This window comes from Flavobacterium taihuense, from assembly GCF_019351435.1.
Lineage (GTDB): Bacteria > Bacteroidota > Bacteroidia > Flavobacteriales > Flavobacteriaceae > Flavobacterium > Flavobacterium taihuense.
Genome location: NZ_JAHWYN010000004.1, coordinates 249,991 through 267,105, shown reverse-complemented (window position 1 = coordinate 267,105; position 17,115 = coordinate 249,991). Strand labels below are relative to the sequence as shown.

Below are 17,115 nucleotides of genomic sequence, written 5' to 3'. Positions count from 1 at the left end.
AACATAACCAAATCATGTTTTCGGATGAAAAATAATATTCTTTCAATACTATTACTCTTTTATACATTTCCTTTAATTGCACAAGACATTGAAATTAAGGATCTCAAAACATTGAATGCTCCTGGTTTTCAAATTCTAGATATTGCACCCAATACTATTGACAAACCTTCTAACCCAAAAGCATTTGCTGCAAGTCTCATGAGTTTAACCAGCAGCGGAACAGCACTTCCTAAAAACTTTGCTTTGGAAGTTTCTCCTTATTGGTACTTTAAAAACAAAAATGCAACCGTATCCCAATATTTAAACATTAAAGAAGAAAACAGATCAAACTCATATACGGGGTTATTCAATAAAATGAGTATGTCAATTGCATCGGTTTATAGCGATTCCACTTCAGGAAGTTTAGTAAAAAACACTAACTATATTGCTTTCGGAATGAGAACGAATGTATTTACATATCGAAATGAGAAACAAAATCAAAAATTAAGAACAGCCTTGGTTAATTTTTCTGAAAGAGTAATCAAGTTACGTCCCAACCAAAAAGATACAGATTCCCTTGAACAGGAACTTAATGCTACTTCCAATAGAATTAGAAAACTTTATGGCGAGCTAATGGCCGAAAGCAATGACTCCTTAAAACGGGCCATCAATGAAAAATATATAAATGCGATTACTCGAAAAACATTGATCAAAAAAAAATTGGATGATTTAGAAAATCAAGCTCCTGATTTATTAGAAAACAACATAAAAAAAGACACACTCAGCCAAAACTATCTTAAAGAACTAGATGACCTTCCTTTATTCCAAGTTGACGCAGCCTTTGCATATTCGGAAGCCTTTCCCGAGAATAAAACAGAAAACAAACATTTCAACCGAAGCGGAGTCTGGATAAACGCAACACTGAATGCGTTCAGTTTTGATCATGAGGAACTAAACGACAACCTTACCCTAATGATGTGCTCCCGATTTATCAGTGATAATATATCCAACGAAAATACGGTTAATGAATTTTACAGACAAAAAGCCTTTGATTTTGGCTTCAAGATTGAATATTCCATAAAAGAATTATCCCTTTCATTTGAATATCTAAAAAGAGATTATTCTAATGACAGCAATTTAAATAGCGAAAGAAGAGTGGGAACTTTGCAATATAAAATCAGTGAAAATTTATATCTCACAGGATCTTACGGAACCAATTTTGGTTCTGACAGCACTCTATTCACACTATTTGGCATAAACTATGGACTTGGAAAATCTGAGTTAAAATCAAAATAAAATCAACAAATACCTAAAAACTTTAATCATGATAAACCGGAAATTTTTCTTCGATCAGTCAAGAATCACCTTATTTGGTGGTAGTTTTAGTGCCAAACAAGTAAATGGATTGACAGCTATTTTAGATGAATGGGATAAAAACTATTCACACAACGATGACCGATGGCTAGCTTATATGCTAGGCACAGGGCATCATGAAACAGGTCGTACCATGCAACCCATAGAAGAATGGGGGAAAGGAAAAGGAAGACCTTATGCAAGCCGCCTAAAAATGGCTTTAGACAAAAACAAAAAATACATCCCTTATACTGACACTACCGAAATTTTTTATGGTCGCGGCTTTGTACAACTTACATGGTACGAAAATTATGAAAAAGCAAGCCAAAAACTCCATCAGGATTTTTTACACAATGCAGCTGCTGTTATGGAAATATCCAATGCCACCAAAATTATGTTCTACGGAATGACCGAAGGATGGTTTACAGGTGCAAAACTATCCAGTTTCTTTAACCCAACGATCGAAGACTGGAAAAATGCACGAAAAATAATTAATGGGCTTGATAAATGGGATTTAATAAAAGACTATGCCTTAAAATATTATGCAGCTATAAGTCATACCGTGTAAAATTGTCTCCAGAATAATGTATTTTCATAAAATATGTTTAGAAAGACATAAACTCATAAGTGGAAATCTATAAAAAAATTTAAAACAAGTGCCAAGAGTCTGTCACGATAGGCGAAATCCTTTTATCTAAACACTAACCTGTTTAATAATTACACCAACTAATTTTCCAAGAATCAAATAAAAAGTCGTTGGTCAACATATCTAAAAAAAAGCAAATCTTTTAACTTAAAAAAAATGGGAAAAACTATAGTATTTATTCATGGCTGGAGTGTTACAAATCTTAACACATATGGTGAATTACCCCAAAGATTACAATTAGAAGCTGCAAAAAACAATTTAGAAATCGATATACAGCATATTTTTTTAAGCCGCTACATAAGCTTTCACGATGAAGTAGGCTTGGATGACATTGCCAGAGCACTCGATTCGGCAATTAAAGAGCAACTTTTAGGAATCCAAAGTTTTGTATGCATAACTCATTCTACTGGCGGGCCCGTTGTACGTCATTGGTGGAATTATTTTTACGATAATAGTCCAACAAAAATTAGTCATCTAATTATGCTTGCTCCCGCCAATTTCGGATCTGCTTTAGCAAAACTTGGCAAAGCAAAACTAAGCCGAATTAAATCATTTTTTGATGGAGTTGAACCAGGACAAAGGGTATTAAACTGGCTTGAATTAGGAAGCAAATCTAGCTGGGAATTAAACAAAAAATGGATCCTATCTGATGGATATCAAATTGGAAAACAGGGCATTTACCCATTTGTTTTAACAGGACAATCTATTGACAGAAAACTATACGACCACTTAAATTCTTATACAGGCGAATTAGGATCTGATGGAGTGGTGAGAACTGCGGCAGCTAATTTGAATTCGAGATACATTCATTTAAAACAAAACACAATAAAAACCACTAATAATGAAATTAAGATTTCAACAACACTTGATGTAGCTCAATATAAGGAATCTCCGGAAGTGCCTTTAAGAATTATCACTGGAAAATCACACTCCGGTTCAGAAATGGGAATTATGAATAGTGTACGAAAGTCAAGAGATGAAAAAAGTAAAGAAACCGTAACTTCAATTTTCAAATGCATAAACATTGACTCTGTAGATAAATATAATGACCTAAAAAAACAATTCAGAGCAGAAACCAGTATTGTTCAACAAAATGAATTGATAGAATCAGCACCGGAATTTTTATTTTTCCACACTCATTTTATTCATGACCGATTCTCGCAAGTAATTTTTAGAATTACCGATTCTGAGGGTTACCCCATTACTGATTTTGACATTCTACTTACCGCAGGTGAAGACAATAACCCCAACAATTTTCCTCCTGGATTTGTAGTCGATCGCCAACAAAACTCAATAAATAAGGAAATAATCACCTATTACTTTAACTATGATTTAATAGTTGGTGCACCTGAAAATGAATATAGAAAAAGAACTGAGGGGATTACTCAAATTGGATTAAAAATTATTCCTAGACCACAAGAAGGTTTTGTTCGATTTGTACCATGCGAAATTAAGGCCACCGAAGATTTATTAGAAAAAACAATTCAACCCAACAGTACCACTTTAATCGATATTGTTCTTCAAAGAGTTGTTAGTAAGGACGTTTTCCAAATAAATAACATTACTAAATACCCGAAAGATTTTGATTTTAGCAAAACCAAATGGAACGATAAAGGCATAGTTGAGTAGCAGCAGTTTATATTAAAAAAACATATAAATATTATGCAAAACAAATTTGAAATCAAAAATCCCGATAACCTCTAAAAAATAGAAGCTATCGGGATTATATTCGTAAGACTTATTTATTCCGCACCATCCGGAACAGTTTGAAACTTCGTTCTCTTGCTTCCTTCATACATCTCGTATTTGACCAAACGGGCTTCAAGACTTGCATTAAAAAGTTTAATTTTTCTGGAAGGCTTTAATCCTACATATTTCAATGCTTCCAGGTTTGCTGTAATAAACCATGCATTCGTACCTGGATAATTCTTCTTCAAGGTATCACCAATACTTTTGTAGAATTCTTCCATGTGAATGTCCAAACGCTCATCATACGGTGGATTGAAAACAATATGCAATTTTCCTTCAGACGTTTTTTCTGTATCAAAGAAGTTCTGTTCTTCTATCTTAATATATTCATCAAGATTGGCGTTCTTAATATTATCTCTTGCTTTTTGAACCGCAGATGGTGCTTTATCATAGCCTTTTATAGTATAATGAAATTCACGAACACGCTTCAATAAACTTTCTTGAATACTATCAAACAAATCATTGTCCCAATCATTCCATTTTTCGAAAGCAAATTCTTTACGGTTGATATTCGCCGGAATATTACATGCAATCATTGCGGCTTCTGCCAAAAATGTTCCAGATCCACACATCGGATCCAAGAAATCAGTCTGACCGTCCCAACCCGAAAGCAACAAAATACCTGCCGCCAAAACTTCATTAATTGGAGCTATATTCGTAGCCGTCCTATACCCACGTTGGTGTAATGAATTACCCGAAGTGTCTAATGCTACCGAAACCTGATCTTTATCAATATGAATATTTATTCTTAAATCAGGAAAAGCTTTATCAATACTCGGACGCTGTCCCGTTCTTTCACGAAACTGATCCACAATCGCATCCTTACATTTTTGAGAAACAAACTCCGAGTGGTTAAAATACTCCGAATGTACCGTTGCATCAATTACAAAAGTTTGATTTGCATTGATGTATTTAGACCAATTTGTCCCTCTTATACCTTTATATAACGATTGTTCGTCTCTCGCTTTAAAAAAATAAATTGGCTTCAAAATCTTCAAAGCCGTACGCAAAGACAAATTCGCTTTATACATAAAACCTTTATCACCCTTAAAACTCACCATTCTCACCCCTTGTTCCACATCCTGTGCACCCAGCATTGTTAGCTCTTTCGCCAGTATTTCTTCAAAACCAAAAAAGGTTTTGGCAATCATCTTAAAATTCTCCATCTGTCTTTATAAATTCCAATATTAAAATTGCGTATTCCAAACATCCTAAACGGTTTGAAATAGTATATTTTCTGCAAAAATACACTAAATTTGCGGGACTTAAATTAATTGAAAAAGAATAAATGTCCGATTCTACAAATAACAAATCACAAATTAGCAATTCCAATCCAGAAAATTGGTTTGCCTCTTGGTTCGACAGTCCTTATTATCACATACTTTACAAAGAAAGAAACTACAGAGAAGCCCAACTGTTTATGGACAATCTGACGCATTACCTCAATCTTCCCGAGAAAGCAAAAGTGCTTGACTTAGCTTGTGGTAAAGGCCGCCATGCCATTTATTTAAACCAATTAGGGTTTAATGTTATAGGCGCCGATTTATCCGAAAACAGTATTCTAGAAGCACAAAAAAACAGTAATGAAACCTTGCATTTTCAAGTGCACGATATGCGAGAAACCTTCGAAGATAAATTTGACGCAATCTTCAATCTGTTCACCAGTTTTGGTTATTTCGAAAACGACGAAGACAATCTAACCACACTGAAGGCCATCAAAGAAAGTCTAACCGAATATGGCTTTGCGGTTATCGATTTTATGAATGTGACCAATGTTCTCAATACTTTGGTTCCCGAAGAAGTAAAACACGTAGATGGAATCGATTTCCATATCAAACGCTACCTAAAAGATGGGCACATTTTCAAAGAAATTGATTTCGAAGACCAAGGGCACAATTATCATTTTACCGAAAAAGTAAAAGCTCTTACCCTCAAGGATTTTGAAGAAATGATGGAAGAAGCTGGTATCTTTTTATTAGATATTTTTGGCGATTATAAACTGAAAAAATTCCACAAAACAGAAAGCGAAAGATTAATTATGATTTTTAAGTAATTGGTTAATCGTGAAATTGTTTAACCGTTTAATCGATTAAACAAAAAACAATTAAACAGTTAAACCTCTAAACAAACGATTAAACAAAAAAAATGAATTACCTACTACCATTACTGTCCGTACTTCTTGGTTATTTCATTGCTTTATTTCTAAAGCCAAAAAGCAAAACCAACCTTAAACTATTGCTGGCGTTTAGTGGTTCGTTCTTACTTTCGCTTACCGTAATGCATCTACTGCCAGAAGTGTATGAAAATAAAAACCATAACATCGGGCTTTTTATAATGTTGGGTATTCTGTTCCAAATTATATTAGAATTTTTCTCCAAAGGAGCCGAGCACGGTCACGTACACGGTCATGCCAAAATGTATCAAATTCCATGGTTACTTTTTATCAGCCTTTGCATTCATGCCTTTCTGGAAGGATTTCCGGTAAGCCATCACCAAGATTTAGCCTTAGGAATAGCGATTCATCATTTGCCCATTGCCATCATATTGACTTCCTTTTTTGTTAGCTCTAGCCTTAACCGAAAAGCAATTTTCTTATTCATGGTCACTTTTGCAATAATGACACCTCTAGGCACTATTGTATCCGACTTCATTCCGCAATTAAACGACTATTACTCAGAGATTACTGCCGTTGTTATTGGTATTTTGTTTCATATTTCATCAACTATCATTTTTGAGAGTAGCGAAGGGCACAAATTCAACATTGCCAAAGTATCCATGATTGTAATTGGTATTCTACTGGCGTACTTAATATAGAAAAAAACACAATCTCCTTATAAAAAAAAATTTAAATTGTTTTTCATTTCTCAACGTTTATAAAAAAGCGATTAAACTATCTCTTTTTTATTGGTTAAACTTTCATTTAGAGCAATGTTATTCTGACGGATATATTTTATGAATAATCAAGCATTTAGACTCTATCACTTAAATTAACTTCTATATAATTCAAATAATTTGCATTATTAAAAATATTACCATTAATTTGCCAAAAATACATTCTTGAGAAGTTTCTGTCTTTATGAGATTGACGCCAAATTATTAATAAATTCACAGAAGAAACAATGAGAAAAAATTACTTAAGGACTTTAATAAACATCTGTTTACATGTTTAATTTTTTTAGAAGAAGGCCTAAAGAATATACCAAAATTGAAAATCATATTTTTGGTATAATTACTGAGTTATTAAAAATAAGCGCTACCGATATCAATTGTGATGAACTAGGTGGAAAGTATTATTTAAGTAACGAAGAACAACATTTTAGAGTTACAATATTCAGTAATGATTCAGTGATCAGAATGACCAATACACGTGATTCTGTTGCCGAGAAATATGACAAAGTTTTTGTTGAAAATGTTTTAAGGGCGGTCAAAGAAGAAAAACATCGCAGAATGGAATTGGTTTGCGATTCGATTACGAATAGTATAGAAAAAATGGCAGAACGATTACATCACACCCTTATCGAATCAAATGAGGAGGAAGAAACAAAAGAAGGAGAAGAAGACACTTTTCTAAAAAGCGTTTAAAAATAAAAATGAGGGTTTAACTTTTTAATTAAAGTTGAACCTTTTTTTTCAATTATAACTAACCATAATACAATATTCCAGATACAGTATTACTGGTTTACTAAAATGTTATCTTAAGCAAAACAAACATTTTTATTACTATTTTTTCATTTTTCAGAGAATAGTAAGTTTTAAAATTCCCTAACTTTACCAAGTATAAAAGTTGTCAATTTTAAAGCAAAACAATGAACTTCACTAAGACCACCGAACAATCTTCAAAATATGAACATTTAGAGAAAATGTCGGTTCAAGAATTACTTACCAATATCAATAACGAAGACAAAACTGTACCTCACGCAGTAGAAAAAGCTTTACCCCAAATAGAAACATTGGTAACCGAGATTGTTGCCAAAATGAAATTGGGTGGACGATTGTTCTACATTGGAGCCGGAACTTCCGGACGTTTGGGAATCTTGGATGCCTCAGAATGTCCTCCAACTTTTGGAGTTCCTTTTGATTTGGTTGTTGGTATTATTGCCGGTGGTGATACCGCCATTCGCAAAGCAGTAGAAAATGCCGAAGACAACGCGACTCAAGCTTGGATTGACTTAGAAGCTTTCAACGTAAATGAAAATGATGTTGTAATAGGAATCGCCGCTTCTGGGACAACTCCATATGTTATTGGAGGTCTACAGGCATGCAATTCCAAAAACATAAGTACAGGAAGCATTTCTTGCAACGCAGGAAGTCCGCTTTCGCAAACGGCAAAATTTCCAATCGAAGTTATTGTGGGACCTGAATTTGTAACCGGAAGCTCAAGAATGAAAGCCGGAACTGCCCAAAAATTGGTTCTGAATATGATTACCACGGCCACTATGATTCAGCTTGGAAAAGTAAAAGGAAACAAAATGGTCGATATGCAATTAAGCAACAGCAAATTGGTAGATCGTGGTATAAAAATGATTATGGGAGAAATTCCGGTAACCTATGAAGAAGGAGGTAAATTACTTGCAAAATATGGAAGTGTCAGAAAAGCCGTTGACAATTGGAAACAATAATTAATAAATAAAAAACTTAATGAAAAAAATAATTACTCTATTTACTGTTCTCCTTTCTACAATGGTCTTTTCCCAAGAAATAACAACTAAAAAAGGTCTCTTTTTTGCCGAAGGAAAACAACTTTCAAATAAAGAAGTAAAAACATTATTAGCATCTAATACCAAAGCTTTAGCACTTTTCAAAGCTTCAAAAACCAAAGCTTCCGTAGGTGGTTTTTTACTAGGATTTGGTGGTGGTTTAGTCTTGGCTGACCTAGTTTCGGGAGCGATTGCTGATATAAAATATCCTACAGCGCTAACTTATGTTGGCTTAGCTTCACTAGCTGCTTCAATCCCCGTCTTATCAGGGAGAACAAAAAAAAGAAATGATGCTCTCGCTCTTTATAATGAAGGCTTAAAAAAGTCGGCTACAAAAGATTCAAATTTTGAACTAAATATAATTGTCAATCAAAGCGGTTATGGCTTACAATTTCAATTTTAAAAAAATGACAAACAAAGAATTATTAGCAAAAGGAATAAAATATTTAACAGGAGCTTTACCGCTTATGTTTATTGGCCCGACCGTTATTTATAATGCATTTATGAATCAACATACCAATTGGCACTATTTGGTTTTAGCTGTAGGAATCATTGCTTGTCTCGCGTCAATGTATTTGATGTTTGTAGGTTTAAAAATAATAATGAAAGGCATATTTAACGACTAATGGAAGACCTAATACACATTCAAAAAACATTTGAAAAAGTAACCTATATCGGTAAGAAGATTAACAATCGTGAATTTGAGGATTGCGTTTTTAAAAACTGTGATTTTTCGAATAGTGATTTTTCGAACAATAGTTTTATGGATTGTGAATTCATAGAATGTAATTTATCGATGACCCAATTGGGAGGTTCTAGCCTAAAGACCGTTAGCTTCAAGAACTGCAAACTAATGGGGATTCAATTTCAATCATGTCAGGATTTTTTATTCAATGTTCAATTTCAAGATTGCATTTTGGACTATAGTTCTTTTGCGAATAAAAAAATGCCTAAGACCAAATTCAATTCCTGTTCGATGAAAGAAGTTACTTTTATCGGAACCAATTTGACCCAATCGGTTTTTGGAAACTGTAATTTGGATAATGCTATTTTTAACGATACTATTTTGGCCGGTGTTGATTTTACAACGGCCTACAACTTTAAAATTGACCCGGAATTTAACCCAATGAAAAAAGCAAAATTTTCCAGTCAGGGAATTGTGGGGCTTTTGGATAAATATGATATAAAAATTGAGTGATTATGAATGCAGCCTCATCCTATCTTGAAAGTGTAAAAAAGCAATTTCTCTACTATAAAATGTTGGGAGAAAAAGCCATGGAACAACTGGAGCCAGAACAACTTTTTGTATCTGTAAATGAAGACACCAATAATATTGCCGTGATTGTAAAACATCTTTCAGGGAATATGCTGTCGCGCTGGACGGATTTCCTAACCACGGATGGTGAAAAGGAATCGAGAAATCGAGATGCAGAATTTGAAAATGATTTGCAAACCAAAGAACAGGTTTTGGCTTTATGGGATTCGGGTTGGGATTGTTTTCTGGGTGCTTTAGAAAGTTTACAGCCTGAACAACTTTCGAAAATTATTTATATCCGGAACGAAGGCCATACGGTTATTGAAGCCATAAATAGACAACTAGCACATTATCCGTATCATGTTGGGCAAATTGTTTTTTATGCCAAACAACTGAAAAATAGTGAATGGAATAGTTTATCTATTCCAAAAAATAAATCAAATAATTATAATGCAGATAAATTTGCACAGGAGAAAACAATCAAAAATTTTACGGAAGAAGAATTTAGACGATTAAAATAAAATACATGATGCGTATTGCCCCAGATGGAAGTGAAAACCCCGCAATCTCGTTGACTTAAATATTTTGTGTTTGCAAAGCGACTAAAAGAAGCTCTCGCAAACACTTAAAAATTTTGTCAACGAGACGAGGAGTTGCAACAGACTGCTGGATTAGGCACAAATAAAAAATCATTACTAATAAACTACAAATGAAAAAGATAATATTACTCTCCCCTTTATTGCTGTTAATCTCCTGCTTTGATGTTGAGCGCAACTGCAGGGACTTTAAAACCGGAAAATTTAAATTTGAATATGAAATTAATGGTGTAAAAAAAACAACCGTTTTTGAACGTAATGATAGTATTGAAATAGAGACTTTTGAAGGCAAAACAGACACATCTACCGTTCGTTGGGTAAATGATTGCGAATATGTTTTGCAGAAAAAACACCCGAAAAACAAGGCCGAAGAGAAAGCAATAGGCATGAAAATTTTGACAACTACAAAAAATTCCTATACCTTTGAATTTGGAATGGTTGGTGTCGATTCGAAACAAAAAGGAACGGTTATCAAGATTGCAGATTAAAGAATTCAGTCCCGAAGGCTTTCGGGAGCAGATTTCAAAAACTTATGTTTTTTTTAAACCCTAATATTATAAAATGGAAGTATTCTTAAACCCGGATGCGTGGATTGCCTTATTAACATTAACATTTCTTGAAATTGTTTTAGGTATTGACAACATCATTTTTATCTCTATTGCAACTGGAAAATTAGCTATTGAAGACCGCAAAAAAGCAACTAAAGTAGGGATGTTTTTGGCTATGTTTATGCGAATTGCGCTCTTGTTTGGAATCAATTTCTTAACCCAAATGAAAAAACCATGGTTTACGATCGATTGGAGTTGGTTACATGCAGGAATCACGGGCCAAAGTATCATTTTGTTATTAGGAGGCTTATTCCTGATCTACAAAAGCACCAATGAAATTCGCGAAAAAGTTGACGAGAGAGGTCATGAAGAAAAAGAATTGGGTAAAGCTGCCGCAAAATCTTTTCAAAGCGTTATTCTACAAATTATAATGATTGACTTGGTTTTCTCTTTCGACAGTATATTGACCGCTGTAGGGATGACTAACGGCGTTGAAGGAGCTTTAGTTATTATGATTACTGCCGTAGTAATTTCGGTTTTAATAATGATGCAATTTGCAGTTCCAGTTGGAAATTTTGTTAACAAACATCCTTCTATTCAAATTTTAGGATTATCCTTTTTGATTTTAATTGGATTTATGCTATTGACTGAAAGTGCTCATTTGTCAAATGCCCTTATTTTTGGAAGTCATGTGACTCCAGTACCAAAAGGCTACTTGTACTTTGCTATTTCCTTCTCTTTATTTGTCGAAATATTAAATATGAAAACAACCAAAAATAAAAAATCATAATAGGATTCAAAAAGTATCCAGTTACCTAAAGTAGCTGGATTTTTTTTTACAATAGATTTATTATCATATAAATAAAATGAAAAATACTATTTCACATAGAGTTGCCGATTTTTTAAAAGGCTTTCCTCCTTTTACTTTTTTAAACCAAAAAGATATCGAAATCTTATCGGAACAGATATCCATTATTTACAAGGAAAAAGACAGTGTTATTTTTGCCGAGAACGAAGATACACACGATTGCTTTTATATTGTTCATAAAGGAGCAGTCGCACTGAGAAAAGGTCCCAAAAATGATGTTTTAGACATGTGTGATGAAGGAGATATTTTTGGTTTGAGACCACTTATAGCCAATGAAAACTACAAGATGGAAGCCAGAACGTATGAAGAAAGTATTCTTTATGCTATTCCGATTGCCCTTTTTAGGCCTTATGCACTAGAGAACAAAGATGTTGGCAATTTCCTAATTCAAAGTTTTGCTTCCAATACCCGAAATCCTTATTCTAAAAGTCATAGAGGTAAGCTGTATGGGGAAACTTTGGCAGGAGAAATTCTGGATACTGACAACAAATTATTAGACATTCAGCCCGTAAAATATTCCAAAAAAATAGTCACTTGTTCGTCTATAACCACTGCAAAAGCCATAGCCGAAATTATGACCAAAAAAAATGTCGGAGCTGTACTTGTTGTAGAAGATAAACTGCCTATCGGTATTATCACCGATAAAGATTTAAGAAACAAAATTGTAACGGGTGAATATCCTATCACTACGTCGGCTTCCCTAATCATGACGAGCCCTGTTATTACCTATCCCAAAAAACTGACTACCACTCAAGCACAGATGGCTATGATGAAAAGCAACATCAGCCATATATGTCTAACTAAAGATGGTACTCCCAATACAAAAGCGGTAGGTATCCTTTCCAAACACGACGTGATGGTCTCTTTGGGAAATAATCCTGCTGTATTAATAAAGGCAGTAAAAAGAGCTAAAAAATACAAGGAAATCAAACCCATACGCGCCAGTATCATGCAATTATTGCAAGGGTATTTGGATCAAAATATACCAATTTCACTGACATCAAAAATTATCACCGAACTGAATGATGTGTGCATCCAACAAGTTATTGAAATAGCATTAAAAAAAATGAGCACCCCACCACCAGCTAAATTTGCGTGGCTGGCAATGGGAAGTCAAGGACGTAGTGAACAGTTATTGCAAACCGACCAAGATAATGCTTTAGTTTATGAAGATGTATCCGAGGATTTAAGAGAGAAAACCAAAAAATATTTCTTAGAATTAGCCATGCATGTCAACAAAGGATTATTTGAAATTGGATACGATTATTGCCCTGCCGAAATGATGGCTTCTAATCCTAAATGGTGTTTAAGTCTTGATGAATGGAAAAAACTAGTACATCATTGGATTACCAATACCGGAAAAGACGAAGTACTGCTGTCTTTCATTTTCTTTGATTACAGTCTTTCGTATGGTGACAGTGAACTTGCAAACAAACTATCTGATTACATTCTGGAAGATATAAAAGCAAACCCAGTATTTTATCTTCATTTAGTGAGTGGTGCTTTGCAAAGCCCTTCTCCTACTGGATTCTTTAGAGAGTTTTTATTAGAACAGGATGGTGCCAACAAAGATTTTTTTGACATAAAAAGAAGAGCACTAATGCCTTTGAGTGATGCCGCAAGAGTATTGATTCTATCCCATGCGGTAAAATCTATTAGCAATACTCCTGAACGTTTTGAAAAATTAGCAGAATTGGAACCACAGAATAAAGAATTGTACCTAGCGTGTTCCTACTCCTACAGAGCCTTACTGAAATTTAGAACTAAACAAGGATTATTGCATAATGATTCCGGTCAATACATTGCCTTGGGAGACCTAACAAAGCTAGAAAAAATAAAGCTCAAGAGTACCTTTAAAACCATTAAAGAGATACAGGAAATCATTTCAATCCGTTTTAATCCTTCAAATATATTGTAATGAAAGACTTTTTAAAAAAAAGCAAAGCAAGTCTCTTTGATTTTTTAAAAATTAAAGAAAAAACAATTGACAAAACACTTTCTAATCGAGTAGATAGTACTCGCTTTGTAGTTCTAGATACAGAAACTACGGGCTTTGATCATGAAAATGACCGAATACTTTGCATTGGGGTCGTTACATTACAAAACGGTGTAATTTCAATTCCTGATAGTTTTGAGATTTATATTCACCAAGAGCATTACGATAAAAGCAGTGCACAAATTCACGGTATTTTGAAAGATTGGGTTATGGACAAGCCCTCAGAATTAGAAGCATTACAACAATTTTTGACATTTTTGGGAGATGCTATCATCATTGCACATCATACTATATTTGATATAACAATGATAAACCGTGCTCTTGAACGAAATGGTCTCCCCATTTTAACAAATAAAACATTGGACACTGCGTATCTTTATAAAAAAACACTCATCATGTCTAATTTACTGGAACGCAAAGACCATTATGCCTTGGATGATCTTGCCGATAAATTCGATATCTCCAAAAAAGACCGACACACTGCAATGGGCGATGCTTATATCACTGCAATTGCTTTCCTGAAAATTGTAAAAAAACTTAAAGATTTAAAAGGCAAAAAAGAATTTACTTTAATAGATTTGTTCAAATATTAAATTGTACACAGGAGATTTTTGCAAAATAAAATTATTTTTTAAATCTTAATTAAGCCAAAAAAGCTCCTAAAACAGGAGCTTTTTTTGGCTTAATTAAAACAGTACAACCTGTCCGTCATCATCTAATTGGATATCGGCATCATCGCCATTGGTTTCACCCTGTACTTCTATTTCTTCCGGAATAATTTCTTCCGGAATTTCGTACGGTAAGGGTTCCAATAGATTCACCTGCTTCAGTTTATCGGTAGTCAATTGATTACCGAGCGCTTTAAATCCTTTAACGGCAATAAAAGACTCAATATCTACAGTCATATTCTCTTTTTGAACTCCTTTTACTTTAGTAAAAACTAATTCGGCTACAGGACGATAATCTGTTGCTACGATTTCTAATCTTGAGTTTGGATGTTCCGTAATAAAACTTTCCTCTTTATTTTCGGTTTCTACCAAAAATCGTTTGATGTAATAACGTTCTTTTTCACCATCATAATAAATAGCCGAAATAGGTTTTTTAGGAATCCACTTCTCCAAAACAATCATATCTTCATCAAAATGAGTAGTCAATTCGGGTGTAATGACTTTTATTTTTCCAGCTTGTGAAATCACTAAAATTTTATCACTTGGCCTAAATTCGCCCAACAATTCTCCTCTAGCATCTACATTCAATCGTTGCACCGTATCATCAAACCAAACCTTTCTAGGTAATAATGTTGAAATACCTTTCTCTTTCAATTCAATTTTTTTGATTGGATATTTAGAAACTAAATTCCCTTTGGAAGCACGTCCCTTAATAGCTAAAGCAGCAAAATCAATATCGAATTTCAGTTTTTTGATACTTCCCACTTGGCGTAATAAAATCGTAATTACCTCCGCTTCTCCATTTGGATTACAAGAAAAATACAAAGTTTGCGAACCCGCAGTTTCATTCGTCAAATCATACGGTTTGTCACGTGTAACTCCAGAAACATTGAATCGTTTTATATAAGATGGCCCTGATTTTCCGTCACGGTAAATCATATTATAAATGGTACGTTTATCACTTTTGTCAAAAATGGCAACGTGGATGATATCTTTACCAACGAATGTTTTGGCATCGACTTTGGTAATCATCATTTTTCCGTCTCTTAGAAAAACAATCACATCATCAATATCGGAACAATCAGTAACATATTCGTCTTTTTTCAAGCTAGTTCCCACGAAGCCTTCTTCCCTATTTACGTACAATTTTGTATTTCTTAAAACTACTTTTGTAGCTTCGATATCATCAAAAATACGCAACTCGGTTTGGCGTTCTCTGCCTTTACCGTATTTCTCTTTTAATCTTGTAAAATAAGCTATCGCAAAATCGATAATATGTTCCAAATCGTATTTTACCTGTTCGATGCTTCCTTCCAAAGCTTCGATTTTGTCTTGTGCTTTATTGCTATCGAATTTCGAAATACGCATAATTCGGATATCCAATAACCTCAAGATATCTTCTTCGGTTACCGCTCGCTTCAAATTCTTGGTAAACGGTTTTAACCCATCGTCAACTGCTTGAATTACATCTTCCCGGGTCGTTTTATCCTCAATATCGCGGTAGATTTTATTTTCGATGAAAATACGCTCCAAAGACAAGAAATGCCATTGCTCTTCGAGTTCACCCAATTGAATTTCGAGTTCACTTTTCAAAAGCTGAACGGTTCGGTTAGTCGAAATTTTCAACATATCCGAAACCCCGATAAACAAGGGTTTATTATCCTCAATCACACAACCCAAAGGCGCCACCGAAGTTTCGCAAGCAGTGAATGCAAACAAGGCATCAATTGTTTTATCTGGAGAAACTCCAGGAAAAAGATGTATTAATATCTCTACTTCAGCAGCAGTATTGTCTTCTATTTTTTTGATTTTGATTTTACCTTTATCATTGGCTTTCAAAATACTGTCAATCAATGTTGTCGTATTGGTCGAAAACGGAATTTGGGTAATCACCAAGGTATTTTTGTCCAGCTGACCAATTTTGGCACGAACACGAACACGACCACCACGCATTCCATCATTATAATTGGACACATCGGCGATTCCTTGCGTCAAGAAATCGGGATACAATGTAAATGGCTTTCCTTTCAGAATTTTAATGGACGAATCTATCAATTCATTAAAATTATGAGGCAAAACTTTAGTCGAAAGCCCCACAGCAATCCCCTCGGCTCCTGATGCCAATAATAGCGGAAATTTTACAGGCAGGTTATTTGGCTCGGCACGACGTCCATCATAGGAAACGCCCCAATCGGTAATTTTTGGAGAATACAAAACTTCCAAAGCGAATTTTGACAAACGTGCTTCGATATAACGAGAAGCCGCAGCTCCATCACCTGTTAAGATATTCCCCCAGTTCCCTTGACAATCAATTAATAATTCTTTCTGGCCAATTTGCACCATTGCGTCACCAATACTCTGATCACCGTGCGGGTGATACTGCATGGTGTGACCAACAACATTGGCAACCTTATTGTAACGACCATCGTCCAACTCTTTCAAAGAGTGCATGATTCTACGTTGTACGGGTTTGAAACCATCCTCAATAGCAGGAACAGCTCTCTCCAGAATTACATAAGAAGCATAATCCAAAAACCAATCTTTGTACATTCCCGTAACTTTGGTAATGGTATCGCCTTCCTCATTATCATTCTCGTAAAAATGCTGCCCTTCAAAATGCTTGGCTTCAACATTGATAATTTCATCGGAATCATTATCTTCTTGATTTTCATCATTAGAATGATTTTCCGAATTATTTTCTTCGCTATCTGGAATTATGTTATCGTCTTCTTCGTCTTTCATTTATTTATTATAAAAATA

At 34.4% G+C, this 17,115-nt stretch carries 17 protein-coding genes; 15 read left to right on the top strand and 2 right to left on the bottom strand.

Features of this window, described 5'->3' with window-relative positions:
• Nucleotides 1–24 precede the first annotated feature (24 nt).
• The 3 genes from KZH69_RS06450 to KZH69_RS06440 all read left to right on the top strand — a co-directional run bounded on the left by KZH69_RS06450 (nt 25) and on the right by KZH69_RS06440 (nt 3,607).
• Nucleotides 25–1,275 (top strand): hypothetical protein, encoded by a 1,251-nt coding sequence (locus KZH69_RS06450; RefSeq protein ID WP_219316626.1) that lies wholly within the window; start codon nt 25–27, stop codon nt 1,273–1,275.
• 28 nt (nt 1,276–1,303) lie between these two features.
• The gene (locus KZH69_RS06445; protein WP_219316625.1) at nt 1,304–1,900 is read left to right on the top strand and encodes a lysozyme family protein; all 597 of its coding nucleotides are present in this window, start codon (nt 1,304–1,306) and stop codon (nt 1,898–1,900) included.
• A gap of 234 nt (nt 1,901–2,134) precedes the next feature.
• Nucleotides 2,135–3,607 carry an esterase/lipase family protein gene (locus KZH69_RS06440; protein WP_219316624.1) on the top strand — a complete coding sequence of 491 codons (1,473 nt, stop codon included), beginning with the start codon at nt 2,135–2,137 and terminating at the stop codon, nt 3,605–3,607.
• Nucleotides 3,608–3,720: 113 nt separating this feature from the next.
• Here KZH69_RS06440 and KZH69_RS06435 read toward each other — a convergent pair whose 3' ends face one another.
• Nucleotides 3,721–4,893: a THUMP domain-containing class I SAM-dependent RNA methyltransferase gene (locus KZH69_RS06435; protein WP_219316623.1), complete on the bottom strand. Its 1,173-nt coding sequence runs from the start codon at nt 4,891–4,893 to the stop codon at nt 3,721–3,723.
• 122 nt (nt 4,894–5,015) lie between these two features.
• Here KZH69_RS06435 and KZH69_RS06430 point away from each other — a divergent pair, with 122 nt between their 5' ends.
• The 12 genes from KZH69_RS06430 (at nt 5,016) to KZH69_RS06375 (ending at nt 14,280) form a co-directional block, all read left to right on the top strand.
• Nucleotides 5,016–5,780 (top strand): class I SAM-dependent methyltransferase, encoded by a 765-nt coding sequence (locus KZH69_RS06430; RefSeq protein ID WP_219316622.1) that lies wholly within the window; start codon nt 5,016–5,018, stop codon nt 5,778–5,780.
• Nucleotides 5,781–5,872: 92 nt separating this feature from the next.
• Nucleotides 5,873–6,541: a ZIP family metal transporter gene (locus KZH69_RS06425; protein ID WP_219316621.1), complete on the top strand. Its 669-nt coding sequence runs from the start codon at nt 5,873–5,875 to the stop codon at nt 6,539–6,541.
• A 348-nt stretch (nt 6,542–6,889) separates the two neighbouring features.
• Nucleotides 6,890–7,309: a hypothetical protein gene (locus KZH69_RS06420; protein ID WP_219316620.1), complete on the top strand. Its 420-nt coding sequence runs from the start codon at nt 6,890–6,892 to the stop codon at nt 7,307–7,309.
• Nucleotides 7,310–7,533: 224 nt separating this feature from the next.
• Nucleotides 7,534–8,346 (top strand): N-acetylmuramic acid 6-phosphate etherase, encoded by an 813-nt coding sequence (gene murQ, locus KZH69_RS06415; protein WP_219316619.1) that lies wholly within the window; start codon nt 7,534–7,536, stop codon nt 8,344–8,346.
• Between the two features lie 19 nt (nt 8,347–8,365).
• Nucleotides 8,366–8,827 carry a hypothetical protein gene (locus KZH69_RS06410; protein WP_219316618.1) on the top strand — a complete coding sequence of 154 codons (462 nt, stop codon included), beginning with the start codon at nt 8,366–8,368 and terminating at the stop codon, nt 8,825–8,827.
• A gap of 4 nt (nt 8,828–8,831) precedes the next feature.
• On the top strand, nt 8,832–9,050 hold the full coding sequence (locus tag KZH69_RS06405; RefSeq protein WP_219316617.1) for a DUF6095 family protein: 219 nt from the start codon (nt 8,832–8,834) through the stop codon (nt 9,048–9,050).
• Nucleotides 9,050–9,622 carry a pentapeptide repeat-containing protein gene (locus tag KZH69_RS06400; protein ID WP_219316616.1) on the top strand — a complete coding sequence of 191 codons (573 nt, stop codon included), beginning with the start codon at nt 9,050–9,052 and terminating at the stop codon, nt 9,620–9,622. Before KZH69_RS06405 ends, KZH69_RS06400 begins: the two co-directional genes overlap by 1 nt.
• 2 nt (nt 9,623–9,624) lie before the next feature.
• Nucleotides 9,625–10,200 carry a DUF1572 family protein gene (locus KZH69_RS06395; protein ID WP_219316615.1) on the top strand — a complete coding sequence of 192 codons (576 nt, stop codon included), beginning with the start codon at nt 9,625–9,627 and terminating at the stop codon, nt 10,198–10,200.
• Nucleotides 10,201–10,388: 188 nt separating this feature from the next.
• The gene (locus KZH69_RS06390; protein ID WP_219316614.1) at nt 10,389–10,763 is read left to right on the top strand and encodes a DNA topoisomerase IV; all 375 of its coding nucleotides are present in this window, start codon (nt 10,389–10,391) and stop codon (nt 10,761–10,763) included.
• A gap of 73 nt (nt 10,764–10,836) precedes the next feature.
• Nucleotides 10,837–11,613, top strand: coding sequence for a TerC family protein (locus KZH69_RS06385; protein WP_219316613.1), 777 nt, complete (start codon nt 10,837–10,839; stop codon nt 11,611–11,613).
• A 76-nt stretch (nt 11,614–11,689) separates the two neighbouring features.
• Nucleotides 11,690–13,609 (top strand): DUF294 nucleotidyltransferase-like domain-containing protein, encoded by a 1,920-nt coding sequence (locus KZH69_RS06380; RefSeq protein WP_219316612.1) that lies wholly within the window; start codon nt 11,690–11,692, stop codon nt 13,607–13,609.
• Complete coding sequence (locus KZH69_RS06375) at nt 13,609–14,280, top strand: 3'-5' exonuclease (protein ID WP_219316611.1); 672 nt, start codon at nt 13,609–13,611, stop codon at nt 14,278–14,280. Before KZH69_RS06380 ends, KZH69_RS06375 begins: the two co-directional genes overlap by 1 nt.
• A gap of 93 nt (nt 14,281–14,373) precedes the next feature.
• On the opposite strand, the gene KZH69_RS06370 is transcribed toward KZH69_RS06375, so the two are convergent.
• Entirely contained in the window at nt 14,374–17,097 is a 2,724-nt protein-coding gene (locus KZH69_RS06370; protein ID WP_219316610.1) for a DNA gyrase/topoisomerase IV subunit A, read from the bottom strand.
• Between the last annotated feature and the right edge of the window lie 18 nt (nt 17,098–17,115).